The sequence below is a fragment of the Yinghuangia sp. YIM S10712 genome (genome assembly GCF_051388935.1).
GTDB lineage: Bacteria > Actinomycetota > Actinomycetes > Streptomycetales > Streptomycetaceae > Yinghuangia.
Window position 1 is genome coordinate 259,331 of the sequence record NZ_JBPKBI010000007.1, and the last position, 19,326, is coordinate 278,656.

10 protein-coding genes and 1 pseudogene are annotated in these 19,326 nt (G+C 73.4%); 5 read left to right on the forward strand and 6 right to left on the reverse strand.

Features of this window, described 5'->3' with window-relative positions; genetic code table 11:
- Positions 1–4: 4 nt before the first annotated feature.
- Both ACRX5W_RS17670 and ACRX5W_RS17675 read right to left on the reverse strand, forming a co-directional pair.
- Complete coding sequence (locus ACRX5W_RS17670) at positions 5–2,245, reverse strand: S9 family peptidase (protein ID WP_436789128.1); 2,241 nt, start codon at positions 2,243–2,245, stop codon at positions 5–7.
- Complete coding sequence (locus ACRX5W_RS17675) at positions 2,218–4,002, reverse strand: N-acetylglutaminylglutamine amidotransferase (RefSeq protein ID WP_436789129.1); 1,785 nt, start codon at positions 4,000–4,002, stop codon at positions 2,218–2,220. Before ACRX5W_RS17675 ends, ACRX5W_RS17670 begins: the two co-directional genes overlap by 28 nt.
- A 416-nt stretch (positions 4,003–4,418) precedes the next feature.
- Between ACRX5W_RS17675 and ACRX5W_RS17680 the strand changes: the two genes are divergently transcribed.
- Complete coding sequence (locus ACRX5W_RS17680; protein ID WP_436789130.1) at positions 4,419–9,116, forward strand: HAD-IC family P-type ATPase; 4,698 nt, start codon at positions 4,419–4,421, stop codon at positions 9,114–9,116.
- A 208-nt stretch (positions 9,117–9,324) separates the two neighbouring features.
- On the opposite strand, the gene ACRX5W_RS17685 is transcribed toward ACRX5W_RS17680, so the two are convergent.
- From ACRX5W_RS17685 to ACRX5W_RS17700, 4 genes are all read right to left on the reverse strand, one after another.
- Positions 9,325–10,983 carry a catalase gene (locus tag ACRX5W_RS17685; protein ID WP_436789131.1) on the reverse strand — a complete coding sequence of 553 codons (1,659 nt, stop codon included), beginning with the start codon at positions 10,981–10,983 and terminating at the stop codon, positions 9,325–9,327.
- A gap of 182 nt (positions 10,984–11,165) precedes the next feature.
- Positions 11,166–12,374, reverse strand: a complete 1,209-nt coding sequence (locus ACRX5W_RS17690) for a cation:proton antiporter (protein ID WP_436789132.1) — start codon at positions 12,372–12,374, stop codon at positions 11,166–11,168.
- A gap of 71 nt (positions 12,375–12,445) precedes the next feature.
- The gene (locus ACRX5W_RS17695; protein WP_436789133.1) at positions 12,446–12,667 is read right to left on the reverse strand and encodes a hypothetical protein; all 222 of its coding nucleotides are present in this window, start codon (positions 12,665–12,667) and stop codon (positions 12,446–12,448) included.
- 533 nt (positions 12,668–13,200) lie between these two features.
- Positions 13,201–14,418: an acyl-CoA dehydrogenase family protein gene (locus ACRX5W_RS17700; protein WP_436789134.1), complete on the reverse strand. Its 1,218-nt coding sequence runs from the start codon at positions 14,416–14,418 to the stop codon at positions 13,201–13,203.
- 277 nt (positions 14,419–14,695) lie between these two features.
- Between ACRX5W_RS17700 and ACRX5W_RS17705 the strand changes: the two are divergent.
- The 4 genes and pseudogenes from ACRX5W_RS17705 to ACRX5W_RS17720 all read left to right on the forward strand — a co-directional run.
- A pseudogene (locus ACRX5W_RS17705) lies at positions 14,696–15,319 on the forward strand (TetR family transcriptional regulator); the annotation flags it as partial.
- Positions 15,320–15,514: 195 nt separating this feature from the next.
- Positions 15,515–15,898, forward strand: a complete 384-nt coding sequence (locus ACRX5W_RS17710; protein WP_436789135.1) for a VOC family protein — start codon at positions 15,515–15,517, stop codon at positions 15,896–15,898.
- 323 nt (positions 15,899–16,221) lie between these two features.
- The gene (locus tag ACRX5W_RS17715) at positions 16,222–17,211 is read left to right on the forward strand and encodes an ADP-ribosylglycohydrolase family protein (protein ID WP_436789169.1); all 990 of its coding nucleotides are present in this window, start codon (positions 16,222–16,224) and stop codon (positions 17,209–17,211) included.
- Entirely contained in the window at positions 17,208–19,238 is a 2,031-nt protein-coding gene (locus tag ACRX5W_RS17720) for a phosphatase PAP2 family protein (protein ID WP_436789136.1), read from the forward strand. Before ACRX5W_RS17715 ends, ACRX5W_RS17720 begins: the two co-directional genes overlap by 4 nt.
- Positions 19,239–19,326: the final 88 nt, after the last annotated feature.

Below are 19,326 nucleotides of genomic sequence, written 5' to 3' on the forward strand. Positions count from 1 at the left end.
GCGGTCACGACGACAGATGGCGCTCGATCCAGTCGGCCGCGCGGGCTCGGAAGAGCCTTCGGTTGGCCGCGCGCTGGAAGTCGTGGCCTTCCTCGCGCAGCACCAGCAGTTCGGCGGGGATGCCGCGGTCGCGGGCGGCGCGCACGGCCTGCCGGGACTCGTCGGCCGGAACGTTGGTGTCGTGTTCCCCGTGGACGGCCAGGAACGGAACGCGCAGGGCGTCGAACCTCGTCAACGGGGACAACGCGTGCAGGAGTTCGCGGTCGTGTTCGGGATGGCCGTATTTGACGGCGGCCGATTCGGCGATCCACGGCTCGGTGCCGGCGAAGAACGTCGCGAACGACGACATCCCGCACACGGTGACGCCGGTCCGGAACACCTCCGGGTGCCAGACGAGCGACGCCAGGGTGAGGTAACCGCCGTACGAGTGACCCATGACGGCGAGCCCCGCCGGGTCCGCGAGGCCGCGCAGCACCACGTGGGCCGCGCAGTCCGCGACGTCGTCGATCGCGGCGAACCGGCCCGCGCCGAGGTCGGCGTCCACGAAGGACTTCCCGAAACCGGAGGAGCCGCGCACGTTGGGCGCGAAGACGTCGATGCCGCGCGCGAGCAGTTCGTGGTACATCGACGCGTAGACCGGGCGCTCCTGGGACTCGGGGCCGCCGTGCAGGTGGACGACGCACGGCCCGGGTCGGTCGTCGGCGCGTTCCGGCGCGCGGTGGTACCAGCCGCTCAGCGCGAGGCCGTCGCGGGCGGACAGTTCCAGGAGTTCGGGGCGGACGGGGCGGCTGCCGGGGCCGGCGAGCGCGTCGTCGCGTGCGGACCAGCCGGTGCGCACCGCCGTGCCTGCCGCCTGCACGCGCCAGACTCCCGGCGAACGCTGGGACCCGGACAGCCCGACCAGGTACGCACCCGGACCAGCCTCGGCGAGCCGGGTGACCACTTCGTGCGGCAACGACACCGGCAGCGGGGACGGCAGCGGGGACGGGCTCGGGGCCGCGGTGGGAGGCGGCACGTCGGGCTCGTCGCGGAGGACCGCGGGCCGGGCGGGCAGGCCGCCGTCGGGGGTGCGCAGTTCAAACCGCCTTGCTGCGGGCGCCTCTTCGCGTGGCGGGACCGCATCCGATGGCTCCGACCGGAGGGTGGCGAGCTCGAACTCGCTGCATCCGCGCACGTTCCACACCAGCGCGGCGGGGTTCTCGCCGTGCGGGACGTGGAGCAGTTCCAGTCCGGCCCCCTCACGGGCGATCACCGGCGTGAATTCCGCGCACGAGCCGTCCGGGCGCAGCCGCGCGGCGCACAGTGCGGCGAACTCCCGGTCGGCGTCGCTGCGCAGCCACACCACGCCGCCGTTGTCGGTGAAGCCGCCGATCCACGGGTCGCCGTCGGCGACGGGGAACACGCTCCTGGTCTCGCGCGACGCGGTCTCCAGCACGACGGCCTCGCGGCGCCCGCGCGGGCCGCGCCGGACGAGCGCGAGACGGCCGTCGGGTGTGAGGTCGCAGACGCGCAGCGACGAGGCGTGTGCCTCGGTGGTCAGCAGCGCGGCTGCGGCCAGGCCGTCCGGGTCGACGAGGTACGCGGTCAACCGGCGGCGCAGCGGATAGCCTTCGGCGCCGACGCCCTCGCGGGGCCAGGTGCGCGGGAGGCCGTCGACGACGGTATCCGGAGGCATCCGCCCGGTCGCACGCGCTCGCGCGGGGGGCGTGTCCTCGGTGTCGTTTCCCGTGGTGCCGCCGTTCCTGCCGGTCCCGCTGCGCGCGGCGATGCCGCCGTGGTTGCCCGCGCCGCTTTCGGTGACCGTGAGGGCCACCGCGCTGCCGTCCCTCGCCCATGCGCCCAGGTGGGCGGATTGGCCCGGGTCGGCACCCGCCAGAATGCGGCGGCCGGTTCCGTCGGGGCGTACGCACAGGACCCTGGTGTGCTCGCTGCCTCCGGGCGCGGTGGTGTACGCGATCCACCGGCCGTCGGGCGACCACGAGACCTCGCGCACCGGATCCGGTCCGGTGTCCAGCGCGCGGGGTGCCGTGTCGTCGGCGGACGCGGTCCACAGTTGCGGCACGCCTTCGCGGTCGCAGATGAAGGCGACGTGCGCGCCGGACGGCGACGCGGTCGGGTGCAGGCAGCTGTGTGCCGCGACGCGCGGCGCACGGGTGCCGTGGCCGGCCGCGTCGGGCAGCGGTGCCGCAACCGGCCCCGCGGGGGCGGGGGCGCCGGTCACCTGATCCGGTGCTCTTGCAGCCATATCTCCAACAAAGCCACTTGCCACAGGGCGTTCGCCCCTCGCTTGGTGCGGTGGGTGTCCGGTGCCGCCAACAGCGCGTCGACGCACTCGCGGCGGAACACCCCGCGGCGGCGGGCCTCGGGGGCCGCAAGGGCTTCGCGCACGCGTTCGAGGACGGGGCCGGCCATGTGCCGGATAGCGGGCACCGGGAAGTAGCCCTTGGGCCGGTCGACGACCTCGCGGGGCAGGACCACGCGTCCGGCGTCCTTGAGCACGCCCTTGCCGCCCTGTGTGAGCTTGAGTTCGGGCGGGCACGCGGCGGCGAGTTCGACCAGTTCGTGGTCCAGGAACGGGACCCGCGCCTCCAGACCCCAGTCGGACGTCATGTTGTCGACGCGCTTGACCGGGTCGTCGACCATCATCACGTGGGTGTCCAGGCGCAGCGCGGCGTCGAGGGCGGTGTCGGCGCCTGGCTCGGACATGTGCGTGTCGACCAGGTCGGCGGACGGGTCGTGGGCGGGCAACATATCGGGTTCGACGATCCGCGCGAGGTCGGCGTGCGGTCGGTCGAAGTAGACGTCGGCGTAGGCCGCGGGGGCTTCGGCGCGCGGTGCGCTGGCGAAGTCCGGATACCAGTGGTAGCCGGCGAAGACCTCGTCGGCGCCCTGGCCGCTCTGGACGACCTTGACGTGTTTGGCGACCTGCTCGGACAGCAGATGGAACGCGACGACGTCGTGGCTGGTCATCGGCTCGCTCATGGCCGCCACCGCGCGGTCGAGGGCGAGCGGGAGCCGGTCGGACGGCACGAGGATCTGGTGGTGGTCGGTGGCGAAGTGCCGGGCGACGAGGTTGGAGTACGCGAACTCGTCGCCCACTTCGCCGCCCTCGGTCTCGAACCCGACGCTGAACGTCGCCAGGTCCTCGTGCTGCTCCTCGGCGAGCAGCGCCACGATGAGGCTGGAGTCGAGGCCGCCGGACAGCAGGACGCCCACCGGCACGTCCGCGACCGCGCGGCGCCGCACGGAGGCGCGCAGGGCGGCGAGGACCGCGTCGCGCCAGTCGGCGGCGTCCATGTCCGCGTGTTCGGGGCGGCGGGTGTACTCGGGCTGCCAGTAGCGGTGGTCGGTGTGGCTGCCGTCGGGCTCGATGACGCGCACGGTGGCGGGGGGAAGTTTGCGTACGCCGCACAGGATCGTGCGCGGCGCGGCCACGGTCGCGTGGAGGGACAGGTATTGGTGCAGGGCGACGGGGTCGAGGGACGTGTCGACGCCGCCGCCCGCGAGCAGTGCCGGCAGGGACGAGGCGAAGCGGAGTCGGCCGGGCTGGTCGGCGAGGTAGAGCGGTTTGACGCCGAGCCGGTCGCGGCCCAGGACGACGCGTCCCTCGGCGTGCTCGACCATGACGAACGCGAACATGCCGTACAGCCGTTCGACGCAGGAGACGCCCCACTCGCGGTAGGCCGCCATGAGCACTTCTGTGTCGGACGTCGAGAAGAAGCGGTGCCCTCGGGACCGCAGGGTGGCGCGCAGCTCACGGTAGTTGTATATGCAGCCGTTGAAGACGGCGGTGAGGCCGGTGTGCGGGTCGGTCATCGGCTGTGTGCCGCGCTCCGACAGGTCGATGACTTCGAGGCGGCGGTGTCCGAGCGCGACCGCGCCCTGGGACCATACGCCCCGGCCGTCCGGTCCGCGCGCCGCGAGGCGGTCGGTCATGCGTTCGACCGCTGCGACGTCGGGCCGGTGCCCGTCGAAGCGAACCTCTCCGCTCAAGCCACACATGGTGGAACTCCTTCTTGGTTCGCGGCGGTCACGACGGAGGCGCGTACCGCCCGTCTGGTTCGCCACGGACGCCGGCGCACGGAAGTCGGGCCGGGACGGCGAAAACCGTGGAAGCGGCGGTGCCCTGACGGGCTGCCGCCGTGCGAGGACGCTGCCCGGATCGGCGGCATCTACTCGGAGCGGTTTCCCTGCACAGCTGCCGACACCAGGCGTGACCTGCCCCTTTGCCGTTGCGGTGCGGTAGCTGGGGCCTGCCGGCTCGGGTGGGGGGCGACCTTGTGCGCCGGCGTTGCCGGCGCGTGGCGGCTCGGCCGGCGAAAGGTTTCGCCACGTCCTCGTCAGGCGCAAGACGAGCCGTGTAGCCCGGCGTGTCCTGGGCAGCGCCGAAGGTGGACCCGAAACCAAAGGAGGTGCCCGTGCTCGGCCTGGAATTTCGGCGCGTACCCGGATCGGGACTGCTGGCGGCCGGTGTCACGACCGGGTTGCGCGGCGCGGTCGGCCTGGCCGAGGCGGCCGTCGGTCGGGGCAGGCGCGGTATCTGGTCGCGGCCGGGACGCTGCCACATCGAGGTCTACGGCGTACACGGCCCCGACGGCGGACGCCTCGCGCGCCGGATCGAACGTGCGTTGGAAGAGCACCCGGATGTCGCGTGGGCCCGGGTCAACGCGCCGAGTGCCCGGGTGATCGTCGCGCTGGAGTCAGCGGACACGCGGCGCGGCGAACTCGTCGACATTGTCGCGCGCGCCGAGGCGGAGGTCGGCGGCGAGGCACCGCCGGGCGCGGAGTGCGCCCACATGGTCGGCGAGCCGACCGACGAGTGGGGTGAGATTGCGCACCACCCGTGCGAGGGGCCCGGCACGCGGCGTTCCGTGGCCGCGTTCGCCGCGGACGGCGTGGGACTGTGGCTGTCGCTGGTCAACCGCATCGCGCCGTGGGCGCCGCTGCCGCGCGAAGTCGCCGCGACGGCCGCCGCGTTCCAGTTCCACCCGAAACTGCGCCGGTGGGCCACCGAGTCGCTGCCGCTGCACCCGGACACCGCACGGTCGGCGATGCCGATCGTGGGGGCGCTGCTCCAGGGCGTCGCGACGGGCGGCGAAGGGCTCGTCCTCGACGTGGTGCAGCGGGCCGCGGCGTGGCGTGAGGCTCGCGCGCATCGTGCGACGTGGACGGACGCCGAGGAGCGGCTCATCCTCGGGGCCGAGCACGCCGCAGCCGAGGCCGTCGTCACCGAACGCCCGCGCCCTGTCCCCCACAACGCCACCGACCGGTACGCGGAGCGCGCGCTGGGCTTCTCGTCCGCCGCCGGGCTGCTGGCGGCACCGCTCGCCGGTGTGCGTCGCGGTGCGGCGGTCGCGCTCACGGGCGTGGCCAAGGCGCCGGAGTCGGGACGCGAGGGGTTCGCGACATCGCTCGGCCGACTCCTCGCGCTGCGCGGGGTGATCGTGATGGACCGCGGCGTGTTGCGGCGGCTCGGGCACGTCGACACGGTCGTGATCGACGCCGCCGTGCTGCGCGGGCGCCGCGCCGAACTCGTGGACGTGGCGGCCCTGTCCGGCGCGCGGCCGGAGGAGGTCGCCGAACGGGCGTTCCGGATGTTCGACCCCGAGGCGGTCACCGAGACGCGCTCGGAGGACGGTTGGACACTCGGCCCGTTGGACGCGCTGGACCTGCGCGGCCGTACCGGCAGGCAGGCCGCCGCCCGCCTGCGCAAGGGCCACGCCGAGGACGTTCTGGGCCTCGCCGAGGGACAGCGCCTCCAGGCTGTGGTCGGCCTGGCCCGCCGCATGGCACCGGGTGCGGAGGCGATCGCGGCTGCGGCCCGGCGTTCCGGCGCGAAGATCGTCGTCGCGGCACACGATCCGGGCGACGAGGCCGCGACGGTGGCCGGGTCCGGGGCTGCGCACGGCACCGCGGGCGGAGCGGGCGGAGCGGGCGGAGCGGGCGGAGCGGGCGGAGCGGGCAGCGCAGGCGGCGCGGGCGGCGACGTTCGCCCGGGAATCCCGCCGCAAAAGGCCTCCGCCGGGGCCGGCAACGGCTCTTCCCGCGCGCATCCCTCCTCCCCCGATGACCCGCCGCCGGCCTGGGCGGACCGTGTCGTCCCCGGCGGACACCGCATCGTGTCGTCGATCCGCGCGCTCCAGGCGGACGGCGCCGTGGTGCTCGTCGTCTCCGGTCGGCGCCGTGCTCTGGGCGCGGCGGACTGCGGGGTGGGCGTGCACGATGACGGGGACCCCCCGCCGTGGGGCGCGCATCTGCTGGTCGGCTCCGACCTGGTCGGCGCGGCGCTGCTGGTGGACGCGGTCGGGGCCGCCGCCCGGGTGGACCACGACAGCGTGTTCCTGGCCGCCGGCGGCACCGGCGTGGGAGCCGTCGCCGCGCTTCAGGCGCCGCCCGCACGGGCCGCCGCGCGCGGCGCGCAGGCCGGCACCGCCTCGGCGGCGATGGCGTTCTGCCTCGGGGCGTGGCGGGCGCGGCAGTTGTCGGCGCAGCCGGCCGACACCCCGGCCGACGGCACCCCGTGGCATCTGATGCCGGTGGACGCGGTGATGTCGCGGCTGCGGACGTCCGCCGAAGGCCTCGGCGCGGAAGATGCGTCCGCCCGCGCCCGGGCCGCCGGGGAGCAGGACACCGACACCGACCCTCGGCCCGGACTGTGGTCGTCCTTCCTCGACGAACTCGCCAATCCGCTCACTCCCGTGCTCGCCGCCGGCGCGGCGTTGGCCGCCGCGGTCGGGTCCGGGACCGACGCGGCGCTCGTCGGTGCGATCACCGGCACGTCGGCTCTGGTCGGCGCGGTGCAGCGGGTGCGTACGGATCGGGCACTGGCCGAGTTGTTCGCGCGTTCCGCGGTGGGCGCCCGCGTGCGCCGGGACGGCGGCGAATCCGTCGTGACCGCAGGTGACTTGGTACGCGGTGACGTGATCCTCCTCGGACCGGGGGACGTCGTCCCCGCAGACGCGCGCCTGATGGAGGCCGACGGCTTGGAGATGGACGAGTCGTCCCTGACCGGCGAGTCGCTGCCCTCGCCCAAGGACCCCGCGCCGGTCATCGCCGCGCAGCTCGCCGACCGCCGGTCGATGGTGTACGAGGGCACCACGGTGGCCGCCGGCCGCGCCGTCGCGGTCGTCGTCGCCACCGGTGCGGGCACCGAGATCGGGCGCAGCCTGTCGACGGCCCGCCACGCCCCGCCCAGGGCCGGGGTGGAGGCGCGCCTGTCGTCGCTGACGAAGAACGGCATCCCGATCGCGCTCGGTTCCGCGGGCGCGGTCGTGGGCGCGGGGCTCCTGCACGGCCGGCCGTTGTCGACGACGCTCGGTGCCGCGGTCAACCTCGCGGTCGCGTCGGTGCCCGAGGGCCTGCCGTTCCTGGTCGGCGCGGCGCAACTGGCGGCGGCGCGAAGGCTGGCGGACGAAGGAGCGCTGGTGCGCAGGCCGCGCACGATCGAGGCTCTCGGGCGCGTGGACGTGCTGTGCTTCGACAAGACCGGCACGCTCACCGAAGGCGATCTGCGGCTCGCGGTCGTCTCGGACGGCGAGCGCTCTGCGCCGGTCGAGGAGATCGACGACGAACTCCGTGCGGTGCTGGGCGCGGCGATGCGCGCCACGCCGTCGGCGCGCTCGTCGGAGAAGCCCGCGCATCACACGGACCGGGCGGTGATCGAGGGGGCACGCCGCGCGCGGGCGACGTCGAAGTCGGGTGCCGGCGGCTGGCGTCGGTCCGACGCGCTGCCGTTCGAGCCGTCGCGGGCGTACCACGCGACCACCGGGCGCGTTCCCGGTGGCGGCAGGCTCCTGAGTGTCAAGGGCGCGCCCGAGACGGTGTTGGAGCGTTGTTCGCGGCGGCGTACGGCCGAGGGCGACGCCGCGCTCGACGCCCGTGCTCGGAAGCAAATGACCGCTGCCGCGGAGGAGTTGGCAGGCGCCGGGCGCCGCGTTCTGGCGATCGCCGAACGCACCATCAAGGCAGGCGAGTTGGACGACGACGCGGTGACCGACCTGACGTTCGTCGGGTTCGTCGGCTTGTCCGATCCCGTACGCGGGGGTGCGTCGGACGCCGTCGCGCGGCTGCGCGAGGCCGGCGTGCAGATCGTCATGCTGACCGGCGACCACCCGGCCACCGCGGACGCGATCTCCGCCACGATCAGCGAAGACGACGAGAAGCAAAAGCTGTGCACGGGCGCGGAGTTGGATGAACTCGACGACGACGCGCTGGACCGTCTGCTGCCGGAGGTCGACGTCATCGCGCGGTGCAGCCCGCGCCACAAGGTGCGCATCATCGAGGCGTACCAGCGCCTCGGCCGCGTGGTGGCGATGACGGGCGACGGCGCGAACGACGCTCCGGCGATCAGGCTCGCGGACGTCGGGATCGCCCTGGGTCGGCGCGGCACCCCGGCGGCGTCCGCGGCGGCCGATCTGATCGTGGGCGACGACCGGCTGGAGACCATCATCGCGGCGCTGGTCGAGGGCCGGGCGATGTGGTCGTCGGTGCGTACGGCGCTGGCGATCCTGGTCGGCGGGAACTTCGGTGAGATCGGATTCAGCGTGCTGGCCGCGGCGTTGACCGGCAGCTCGCCCCTGACGGCACGTCAGATCCTCTTGGTGAACCTGTTGACCGACCTCGCCCCGGCAGTCGCGATCGCGATGCGCGAACCCCGCGCGGACGCGATCGAACACCTCCTGCGCGAAGGGCCCGACAAGTCGCTGGGCACCGCGCTGACCCACGAGATGCTGCTGCGCGCCGCGACCACCACACTGGGCGCCGGATTGGCGTGGGGCGCCGCGCGACTGACCGGACGCCGGCGCCGCGCCGGCACGGTCGCCCTCGCCGCGCTGGTCGGCACGCAGCTCGGGCAGACGCTCACCACGGGATCGCTGGACCGCAACGTCCTTGTGGCGGGGGTGGGTTCGGCACTGCTGCTGGCGGCGGTGATCCAGACGCCGGGCGTCAGCAATTTCTTCGGCTGCACGCCGCTCGGCCCGGTGGGCTGGTCGATCGCGCTGTCCGCGACGACGACCGCGACACTGGCCAACGCGGCACTGACACCGATCATCCGACGCCTCGCCACCGGCGCCGACGAGAACGGAGACGCGGAAGCCGACGCACCGACCGAGTGACGTCCGTGCGGTCACCCCTCAGCGGCACTGACGCCGATCACCGACGTCTCGCCACCGGCGCCGGCGAGAGGGGAGCGCGGAAGCCGGCGTCCGCGCGAGTCACCCCTCAATCAGCGGTGCGGTGCGCGGCCCGTGTTCGCCCCCGACGCGACCGGGCCCGCGACCGGTTCTGGGACCGGCCCGCGGGCCCGGTGGCGTCGGCGTGCGCTCAACGCGTGACGACGTGCCGTTCGTCGGGAACGCAGTGCGTCATCGTGAGGCCGTTGACGTCCCGCGGCGGGTTGGCGCCCAGGTTCTCCAGCCGCTTGCGGTCCTCGTCCGTCAGCGTCTGGCCGGACAGGGGCTCCAGATGCGCGACGTCGGCCGCGCCGATGCCCAGCCCCGCCCCGACGCGCAGGCCCAGGTCGTTCTCGACCAGCAGGAAGTGCCAGACCATGCGCTCCTGCACGGCCCGGTCGCACTGCGAGAGCATGGTGGTGAGGTTGGCGACCAGGTCGTCGCGCTCCCAGTCCTCCATCAGCAGGTAGCGCTGCCCGGCCTGCATGTAGTCGTTGGTGCGGGGGATCCGCCTGCGCGTGAGCCGGCCGCGGATCTCCGGGCCCTGCTCGTCGGTCGTCGGGTGTTGCGCCTCGCGCAGGCCGCCGGTGATGGACGGCTCGTAGTTGACCTCGGGGTTGTCCCCCGCCTGGTCGACGTAGTGGGCCATGAAGCCGTCGCGCTGGTTGGTGCGCACCCGCGCGTTCTTGGCCTGGTTGACCGGGAGCTGTAGATAGTTGGGGCCGACCCGGTAGCGCTGCGTGTCGCTGTAGGAGAACGTCCGGCCGACGAGCATCTTGTCGTCGGAGAAGTCGAGCCCGTCGACCAGGACGCCCGTGCCGAACGCGATCTGCTCGTTCTCGGCGAAGTAGTTGTCCACCGTGCGGTCGAGCACCATGCGGCCGACCGGCTTGGGCGGGAAATCCTGTTCGGGCCAGGTCTTGGTGTCGTCGAGGGGGTCGAAGTCCAGCTCCGGGTGCTCGTGGTCGTCCATCATCTGGACGAGCAGCTCCCACTCGGGGTGATCGCCGCGCCGGATGGCCTCGTACAGGTCCTTCGTGGCGTGGCCGAGCTCGTCGGCCTGCACGTTGGCCGCGTCGCGCTCGGTCATGCTGCGCACGCCCTGTTTGGGCATCCAGTGGTACTTCACCAGCATCGTGCGGCCCTCGGCGTTCACCCACTTGTAGGTGTTGACGCCGAAGCCCTGCATGTGCCGGTAGTCGGCCGGGATGCCGCGCGGGCTGAAGAGGTTCACGAGCATGTGCATGCTCTCCGGCGTCTGCGACATGAAGTCGAAGATCCGCGCGGGCTTCTGCTCGTGGGAGACCGGGTCGGGCTTCAGGGCGTGGATCACGTCGGGGAACTTGACCGCGTCACGGATGAAGAAGACCCCCAGGTTGTTGCCCACCAGGTCCCAGTTGCCGTCCTCGGTGTAGAACTTCACCGCGAACCCGCGCGGGTCGCGCGCCGCCTCGGAGGAGTCGCGCCCGCCGATGACCGTCGAGAACCGCACGGCCACGTCCGTGCGCTTGCCGCGCTCCTGGAAGAGCTTGGCCCGCGTGTAGCGGCTGATCGGCTCGTCGCCCCAGGTCCCGTACGCCTCGAAGTAGCCGTACGTCGTGACACCGCGCGCGTGGACGACACGCTCGGGGATGCGCTCGCGGTCGAAGTGGCTGATCTTCTCCAGGAAGTGGTAGTTCTCCAGAGTCGCCGGGCCGCGAGCGCCGACCGTGCGCTGGTTCTGGTTGTCGTGGATCGGGTGTCCCTGCCGGTCGGTGAGTTCCGAGCGCCCGTCGCCGGCGGGCGATCCCATGCTCGATACGTCAGTCACGGCCATCGGCTCCTTCGGGGGTTTCCCCGAGCCGGGCAGGCGCTCGCGGCTCGGGGAGGCGTACAGCGGACCCGGGCATGAGTACCCAAACCGTGAATTCTCACCCCATACATGATGGACAGCTTGAAAGGCTGTCTTTCCCCACGGCGTGTCGCGGAGGCTGGAGGGCCGGGCCGCGCGGCTCAGGGCAGCAGGTCCAGTCCCTCCGCCGGGCGGGTGGGTGCGGGTGTCGGGCGGGGGCCGAAGACTCGGCGCAGGGCGGGTTCGGTGAAGCGGGCGGTGACGGGGCCGGCGATGACGAGGAGCAGGACGTACGCGGTGGCCAGCGGGCCGAGGCGCGAATCCGTGCCGTCGGCGACGGCGAGGCCGGCGATGACGATGGAGAACTCGCCGCGGGCGACGAGCGCGCCCCCGGCCCGGTAGCTGCCTGGCTTGGCGATCCCGGCGCGTCGGGCGGCCCAGTAGCCGGTGGCGATCTTGGTGACGGCGGTGACGACGGCGAGCGCGAGGGCCGGCAGCAGGACGGGCGGCAGGTCCGCGGGGTCGGTGGACAGGCCGAAGAAGACGAAGAAGACGGCGGCGAAGAGGTCGCGGAGCGGGGCGAGGAGTTGCTGGGCGTGTTCGGCGACCTCGTCCGAGATGGCGATGCCAACGAGGAACGCGCCGACCGCCGCGGAGACTTGGAGCTGGTTGGCGAGCCCGGCCACCAGGACTGTGAGCCCGAGTACCCCGAGCAGCAGGAACTCGGGCTCGTCGCTGGCGAGGGCCCTGGAGACGGTGCCGCCGTGCCGCAGCGCGACGGCGAGGACCACCGCGATCGCGGTGAGTGCGATGAGCACGGTCACGCTGCCGCCCAGGAAGCCGACCCCGGCGAGCAGCGCGGTGAGGATGGGCAGGTAGACCGCCATCGCGAGGTCTTCGATGACCAGGACGCTCAGCACCGTCGGCGTTTCCCGGTTGCCCAGGCGCCCGAGGTCGCCGAGGACCTTGGCGATGACGCCGGACGACGAGATCCAGGTGACACCGGCGAGCGCGATGCAGCCGACGAGTTCGAAGCCGAGCAGGAGCCCGGCGACGAACCCGGGGATGGCGTTGAGGACGAAGTCGAGCGCGCCGGCGGGGGCTCCGGACCGGAGGTTGGAGACGAGTTCGCCGGCGTTGTATTCCAGCCCGAGCATCAGCAGCAGCAGGATCACGCCGATCTCGGCACCGGCCGACACGAAGTCGTCGCTGGCCGAAAGGGACACGAGCCCGCCGTGACCGAACGCGAGACCGGCGAGGAGGTAGACGGGGATCGGGGACATCCCCATCCGTGCGGCGAGTCGGCCGAGCAGGCTGAGGCCCAGGAGCATGGCGCCGAGCTGGATGAGGAGGGCGGTGGTGTCGTGCATCGGTCGGCGCGGCTCCGGTTCCGGTGGGTTCCCGCAAGTTCCGGTGCGGTTCCGGTCGGGTACGGGGTCGGCTACTCGCCGGTCAGGAGCTCGGCCAGGGCGGCGGCCTCGGCTTGCGTGAGGCGTACGCCGGGGCCGCAGGCGTCTGGGTCGTCGATCTCGAAGATCGCGAGGCTGCGCCGACCGTCGCGGGCGGCCACGACGCTCAGGGCGCGTCCGCCGGCGGTCTTCAGGATGAACTGGGTGCCGATGCCCGGGAGGGGTGTCGAGGTGATCGGGACCTGGTTGGTCATGGCTGCGGCTCCGGCGGGTCGGGTGGCTGATCCTGGGTCAGGGTAATGCGCTTATCGGCGACCGGGGAGCTCCCGGTGCGACCCCGGCGGAGCACTCTCGAACACACGTTCGCACACGCTCTCGCCCTGTGCTCCCCGGTGCTGCGCCGGCTGACCGCGCTTGTGTCCCCTTGCCGCGGCGGCGGCCCGGTGTCGCGATCCGTACGGTGTGTGCCCGGGGCCGAGGGGTATGCGATTCGGGTGGGGGGACGCCCGTTCGTGCGAGGAGGTTGTTGTGACCCATCCGCCGAGTCCGCCGGCTCCCCCGGGTCCGCCCGGGCCGTTTCCGCCCGACCCGTTCCCGCCGGGTCCGAAGCCGAATCCGGAGCCGGGCCCGGAGCCTGACCCCCTGCCCGACCCCTTCCCGGACCCGCTCCCGCCCGATCCCGGGCCCGAGCCGAAGCCGGAACCGGTGCCCCCGGGCTGAGACGCCGCCGGCCCGACGGCCCGGCGTCGCCCTCGCGCGGTGTCGGGCCGTTCGCGCGTCCGGGCCGTCAGCGGATGGGGACGCCGCTGACGGCCCGGGCGATGACGAGGCGCTGGATCTCGCTGGTGCCTTCGAACACGGTGTAGACGGCGCTGTCGCGATGCATGCGTTCGACGGGGTATTCGCGGGTGAAGCCGTTGCCGCCGAGGATCTGCATGGCCTGGGCGGTGACCCATTTCGCGGTCTCGCCGGCGTACAGCTTCGACATCGACCCCTCGGCGGCGCCGAACGCCTGTCCGGTCGCGGCCATCCACGACGCGCGCCAGACGAGGAGGCGGGCGGCGTCGATGCGGGTGCGCATGTCGGCAAGGGTGAACGCGATGCCCTGGTTGTCGATGATGGGCCGGCCGAACTGCTCGCGTGTGGTCGCGTAGTCGAGCGCGTACTCGTAGGCGGCGCGGGCGATGCCGACGGCTTGCGCGCCGACGGCCGGCCGGGAGGACTCGAAGGTGGCCATGGCGGCGTTGCCGCGGCCGGAACCGGCCCCTTCGCGGGCGCGTGCCAGGCGCGTGTCGAGCGCATCCTTGCCCCCGAGCAGGCAGTCGCCGGGGACGCGGACGTTCTCCAACACGACCTCGGCCGTGTGCGACGCACGGATGCCGTGTTTCCGGAACTTCTGCCCCTGACTGAGACCGGGCGTGCCCGGCGGTACGACGAAACTCGCGTGCCCGCGCGCGCCCAGGGCGGGGTCGACGGTGGCGACGACAAGGTGGACGTGGGCGATTCCGCCGTTGGTCGCCCAGGTCTTCACCCCATCGAGAACCCAGTCGCCGGTGGCCGCGTCGTACGTGGCCCGGGTGCGCATCGCGGCGACGTCGGACCCGGCGTCGGGCTCACTGGAGCAGAACGCGGCGACTTTGACGTCGTCGGGCGTGCCGAACATCAAGGGCGCCCAGGTGGCGACCTGATCGGCACTGCCGTTGGCGACCAGGCCGGCCGCCGCGAGGGTGGTGCCGGTGATGGCGAGCCCGAGGCCTGCGTCGCCCCAGAACAACTCCTCCATCGTGAGGGGGATGCCGAGGCCGGTGGGATCGAACGCCTGGGCGGAGAAGAAGTCGAGGGAGTAAAGGCCGACTTTGGCCGCCTCCTGGAGGATCGGCCAGGGGGTCTCCTCGCGTTCGTCCCACTCTGCGGCGGCCGGGCGCAGGACGTCCGCGGCGAAGGCGTGCACCCAGTCCCGGACGGTGCGCTGGTCGTCGCTGAGGTGGAGGGAGAAGGCGGTCATGAAATCTGGCTCCCCTGCGGTGGACGGCGGATGTCGCAGTCTGTTACCCCTGGTAACATCCGGTCAAGATTCCCTGACGCACAATCAGAAACCCTTCGGCCCGGTCCCCCAAGCCCCTGCGTCGCGCGGGCGTCGCGGATGCCGGAGACTGCGATGGGTACGGCGCGGGCGTCGCGGCGGACGACCGAGCCCCGGCGCATGCGCACCGGCACGAGCACACGGACAGGCACGGGAGCACGGGACGGGTACGGGACATGAAGGTACGGCAAAGAGTCGTATGACGCACGACGAAGCCACCACCGGTGCCTCCGCCCCGGTATCGGCGGCCCAGCCGGGCCGCCGCTCGGCGCGGCGGAGGCGCGAACTGCTCGACGCCGCCGACCGCGTCGTCATGCGCGACGGCCCCGACGCGTCGATGAACACCATCGCCGCCGAGGCCGGCATCACCAAACCGATCCTGTACCGGCACTTCGGCGACAAGGACGGCCTGTACCGGGCGCTCGCCGAACGCCACACCGAGGAGCTCGCGCTGGCCATCCGGGCGGCCGTGCACCCGGGGCGGACCACGACTCCCCGCGACCGGATCCAGGCGACGATCGACACATATCTCGCGCACATCGAGGCGAACCCGCAGGTGTACCGGTTTCTCCTGCACCGCGCGGGCGCGGAGTCGGCGGACGTGCACGGCCACGTGACCGCGTACCAGCGCCGCGTGGGCGAGGAACTCGCCCGTTCCTTCGACCCGTTGGGCACGACCGGCGTCCTGGCCCGGGCCTGGGCACACGGCATCGTCGGCATGGTCCAGGCGTCCGGCGACTGGTGGCTCGACGAACGCCCTTGCCGGCGCCCCGAACTGACGGCTCATCTGACCGAACTCCTATGGGGCGCCCTGCCGACCGCGCTGGCAACATCGACGGAAGGCACCGCCGACCGAACCACGGACAGCACGGCGGCAAGCACGGCGGCAAGCGCAGCGGACAGCGCGCCGGAGACATCGGCTCAGCCCGCAGGCGGGATTCCTCCGAAAGCGGGCTGATCCGGTCCCGCCCCGCCGCAAACGTGCATAACCCGATCGCTCGCGGGCCAAAAGACGGTCATGGACGTCCTGAGCAGCCGCATCCTTCTGCGGCCCACCGATCTCGAACGCAGCCGCGCTTTCTACCGCGACGTCCTGGGACTCGCGATCCATCGAGAATTCGGCGCCGGCGACCACCGGGGCACGGTCTTCTTCCTCGGGGGCGGCTTCCTGGAGGTCTCCGCGGGCGCGGACATCGCTCCGACCGCCGCGACCCAGCTGTGGATGCAGGTCCGCGACCTGCCCACCACGCACAAGGAACTCGCCGAGCGCGGCGTGGAGATCCTCCGCGAGCCGCGTCGTGAGCCGTGGGGCCTCGACGAAATGTGGATCGCCGACCCGGACGGCCTGCGCATCTGCGTCGTGCAGATCCCCGACGACCACCCGATCCGCTACCGGCCCTGAGCCCCGCGCGCGAACCCCTCTCGGGACTTGCCGACACCACGATCAACAGCGCCGACCGAGTCCCGCGCGCGCAAACCCCTCTGCGCCCCGGCGGGTTCGCCGGGACACCCCACCACCGCCCACTTCCGGCCACACAGTTCGCCGCCGACCGCCCGGCATCCCCATGTCCCCTCGGACGGTTCGCCCGACCGCCTCCCGCACCGCGGCGAGTCCCCGTCGGCGCGTGCCCGCGCGACCGGGACGTTACGCTGCCGTGAGTCCCGCGGCGGTCCGTGCCGCGGAGTGAGGGAGTGGGCGTGGGGTACGACCGGGTGGCCGGTTCGATGTTCGGACTCGCATACGGTGACGCGCTCGGCGCCCCGACCGAGTTCTTGTCGTACGCGGAGATCATGCGCCGCCACGATGTCCCCGGCCCGCGCGACCTGCCGGTTCACGGCGGCGTGGCCTTGGTGACCGACGACACGCAGATGGCCCTGGCGGTGGCCGACGCCCTTGTCGCCGCGACCGCGGACGGTCCCCTGGCTCCCGAACCGTTCGCGGCGCATCTGCGTGACCGCTTCCTGGCCTGGTACGCCTCCCCCGACAACAACCGCGCCCCCGGCAACACATGCCTGCGCGCCTGCGAGGCGCTGGCCGACGTCGCGTCGTGGGTGGACGCGACCGTGCGCGGCTCCAAGGGCTGCGGCGCCAATATGCGGGTCTCGCCCGTCGCACTGCTCGACGGCATCAGCGAGGAGCAGCGCTGCGCGGCGGCGCAGTTGCAGTCGGCGCTCACCCACGGGCACCCGACCGCGTTGGCCGCGTCGGACCTGACCGCGGCGGCGGTGCACGCCCTGCGCGCCGGCGTGGCCCCGCACGAGCTCCCCGGCCGTCTGCGCGAACACGCCCGGGCGCAGCGCGAGGTCTACCACGGCGACTGGTTGGGCGACCGGCTGTGGCGCGGACCGTTCGGGACGACGCCGGAGGCGTTCATCGCCCGCGGCTGGGACGAGTGCCTGGCCGTTCTCGACCGCCTCGACACCGCCGTGGCCCTCGCCGACCGGCGCGGCGATCCGTGCCAGGTGACCGGGGCCGGCTGGATCGCGGAAGAGGCCTTGGCGACCGGCTTGCTGTGCGTGTTGTTGTACGAGGGCGAGCCCGTCGACGCGCTGGCCCGCGCGGCGGCGTCGTCGGGCGACTCCGACTCGATCGCGGCTTTGGCGGGTGCGTTCGCGGGTGCCGCGTACGGCATGGCAGCGTGGCCGAAGGCGTGGGAGCCGGTGATCGAATACCGCGCGGATTTGGCGCGGCTGTCCGGGGCACTCGCCCGATGAGGCGGACGACGCCGGCGTGGGACAGGCCCGGCACGGGTTCGGCCGCGGCAGCCGTGATCGCGGTCGGGGTGACCGCGGCGGCGGCCCGGGCGATCATGGGCAGGGCGGCGGCCGACCCTGGCGTTCGCCGCCAGTCGGCGGAATGGCGCGACTGGGCCGGGCACTGGCTCGGCACCCAGGCGGGCCTGGGCAAACAGGCGGGATCCACGGCGAGGCTGGTCACTCGGGCCGGGAAGGGCACAGGCGACGGTAACGGCATGGCGAAAGCGTCGGGCGGCTGGAGCGGTTTGAGCGGCGTGGGGGGATGGAACGGGACCGCGGCGGTCACAGCCTGGCGGCGTGCCGCCGCGGATTCGGTCGGCAGCCGGGTGACCGGCCTGGCCGCCGGCATCGCGGGCGCGCTGGGAGTGGCCAGCGCGGCCGGCGCGGCGCCGACGCGCGTACCCGGCGCCCCGGGATCGCGGCCGGGCATGCTGGGCCGCATCCACCGCGCCGACCAGGCGGCTTTCGCCTGGGTCGCGTCGCACCACGTACCGTGGGCGAACCGAGCACTCCCGGCCCTGTCCCGGTCCGCGAACCGGTCGCGGCTGTGGATGGTGACGGCTGCGTCGATGGCGTTGTCGGGCGGCCGGTCCGGGCGGCGGGCGGCGCTGCGCGGGCTCGGCTCGGTGGCGTTGGCGTCGACGGTGACGAACGTCTTCCTGAAGAACTGGACGCGGCGCCCGCGCCCGGTCCTCGATCTCGTGCCGCACGTGCGCCGGCTGGCGCGTCAGCCCTGGACGACGTCGTTCCCGTCGGGGCACGCGGCCTCCGCCGCGGCGTTCGCGACGGGTGTGGCGCTGGAGTCGCGCTCGCTCGGTGCGGCGGCCGGTGTGCTGGCGGGCGGTGTCGCGTTCTCGCGCGTCTACACCGGCGTGCACTACCCCGGAGACGTGCTGGCGGGTGCGGCGCTGGGTGCGGGTGTCGCGGTGCTCACGCTGCGCTGGTGGCCGAGGCGTCCGATGGTGGCGGCCTTCGCGCCGCAGCCCCGGGTCCGGGTCCCGGCGCTGCCCGGCGGCGAGGGCCTGGTGGTGGTCGTCAACGCGTCGGCGGGCCCGGACGGCGAGGTGGCGCCGCGGCTGCGCGAGCTGCTGCCGCTGGCCACCGTGATCGAACGCGGGGCGCCCGACACCGACCCGGAAGCCCAGTCGGGCGCGACGGCCTACGACGAGAACACCGCCGCCGAAAGCGACGGCTCGGACCTGGTCGAACTGCTGCGCAGCGCCGCGTCCGAGGCCGTGGTCCTCGGGGTGGCGGGCGGCGACGGCTCGATCAACGCGGCGGCGAAGGTCGCGCTCGACTTCGGCCGCCCGCTCGCGGTCTTCCCCGCCGGGACGCTCAACCACTTCGCCGCCGACCTGGGCCTGCAACGGTTCGAGGACACCGCGCGGGCGGTCCGCGCGGGCGAGGCGGTGCTCGTCGACGTCGCGGAGATCGCCCGGGACCGCACGTACGACTTCGGCCCGCTCAGCGGCACCGAACCCGAGGTCTTCCTCAACACGTTCTCCGTCGGGGTGTACCCGGATCTCGTGCGGGCGCGGGAGTCGCTGGAGGGCCGGATCGGCAAGTGGCCCGCGATGCTGGTCGGCCTGGTGGAAGTGCTGAAGGAGGCCCGGCCGGTCAAACTGCGCGTCAACGGCCGCGCCCGGTCGGTGTGGCTCCTGTTCCTCGGCAACGGCGTCTACGCCCCACCGGGCTTCGCCCCGACCTACCGTCCGAACCTCCACGACGGCCTCCTCGACGTCCGCCTCGTCGACGCGGCCCGCCCCGCGGCCCGCATCCGCCTGGTCGCCGCGGTCCTGTCGGGCACGCTGGCCCGGTCGAGGGTGTACGAGGCCTCCACCGCACGAGCCGTGCGCCTCACCGAGATCCAGGAAGGCGCCCCGCTGGCCGTGGACGGCGAAGTCCGCCCGGGCGCCTCCCAACTGCGCATCGCCAAGGGCCGCCGCCTGGTCGTCTACCGCCCGTTGGGGGCGCGCAGGGCCTGACGGCTCGTGCGGGCATTCCCCCGGTGAGCGGGACGGGGTCTTTCTCGCCTCGCCGTCGCTGATTTCCGCGTCGACGGTCACTGCACGG

What these genes read in the sequence shown, in the direction of transcription:
- ACRX5W_RS17670 (WP_436789128.1), bottom strand. Translation starts at nt 2,245, where the DNA reads ATGGCTGCAAGAGCACCGGATCAGGTGACCGGCGCCCCCGCCCCCGCG.
- ACRX5W_RS17675 (WP_436789129.1), bottom strand. Translation starts at nt 4,002, where the DNA reads ATGTGTGGCTTGAGCGGAGAGGTTCGCTTCGACGGGCACCGGCCCGAC.
- ACRX5W_RS17690 (WP_436789132.1), bottom strand. Translation starts at nt 12,374, where the DNA reads ATGCACGACACCACCGCCCTCCTCATCCAGCTCGGCGCCATGCTCCTG.
- ACRX5W_RS17695 (WP_436789133.1), bottom strand. Translation starts at nt 12,667, where the DNA reads ATGACCAACCAGGTCCCGATCACCTCGACACCCCTCCCGGGCATCGGC.
- ACRX5W_RS17700 (WP_436789134.1), bottom strand. Translation starts at nt 14,418, where the DNA reads ATGACCGCCTTCTCCCTCCACCTCAGCGACGACCAGCGCACCGTCCGG.
- ACRX5W_RS17710 (WP_436789135.1), top strand. Translation starts at nt 15,515, where the DNA reads ATGGACGTCCTGAGCAGCCGCATCCTTCTGCGGCCCACCGATCTCGAA.
- ACRX5W_RS17715 (WP_436789169.1), top strand. Translation starts at nt 16,222, where the DNA reads ATGTTCGGACTCGCATACGGTGACGCGCTCGGCGCCCCGACCGAGTTC.
- ACRX5W_RS17720 (WP_436789136.1), top strand. Translation starts at nt 17,208, where the DNA reads ATGAGGCGGACGACGCCGGCGTGGGACAGGCCCGGCACGGGTTCGGCC.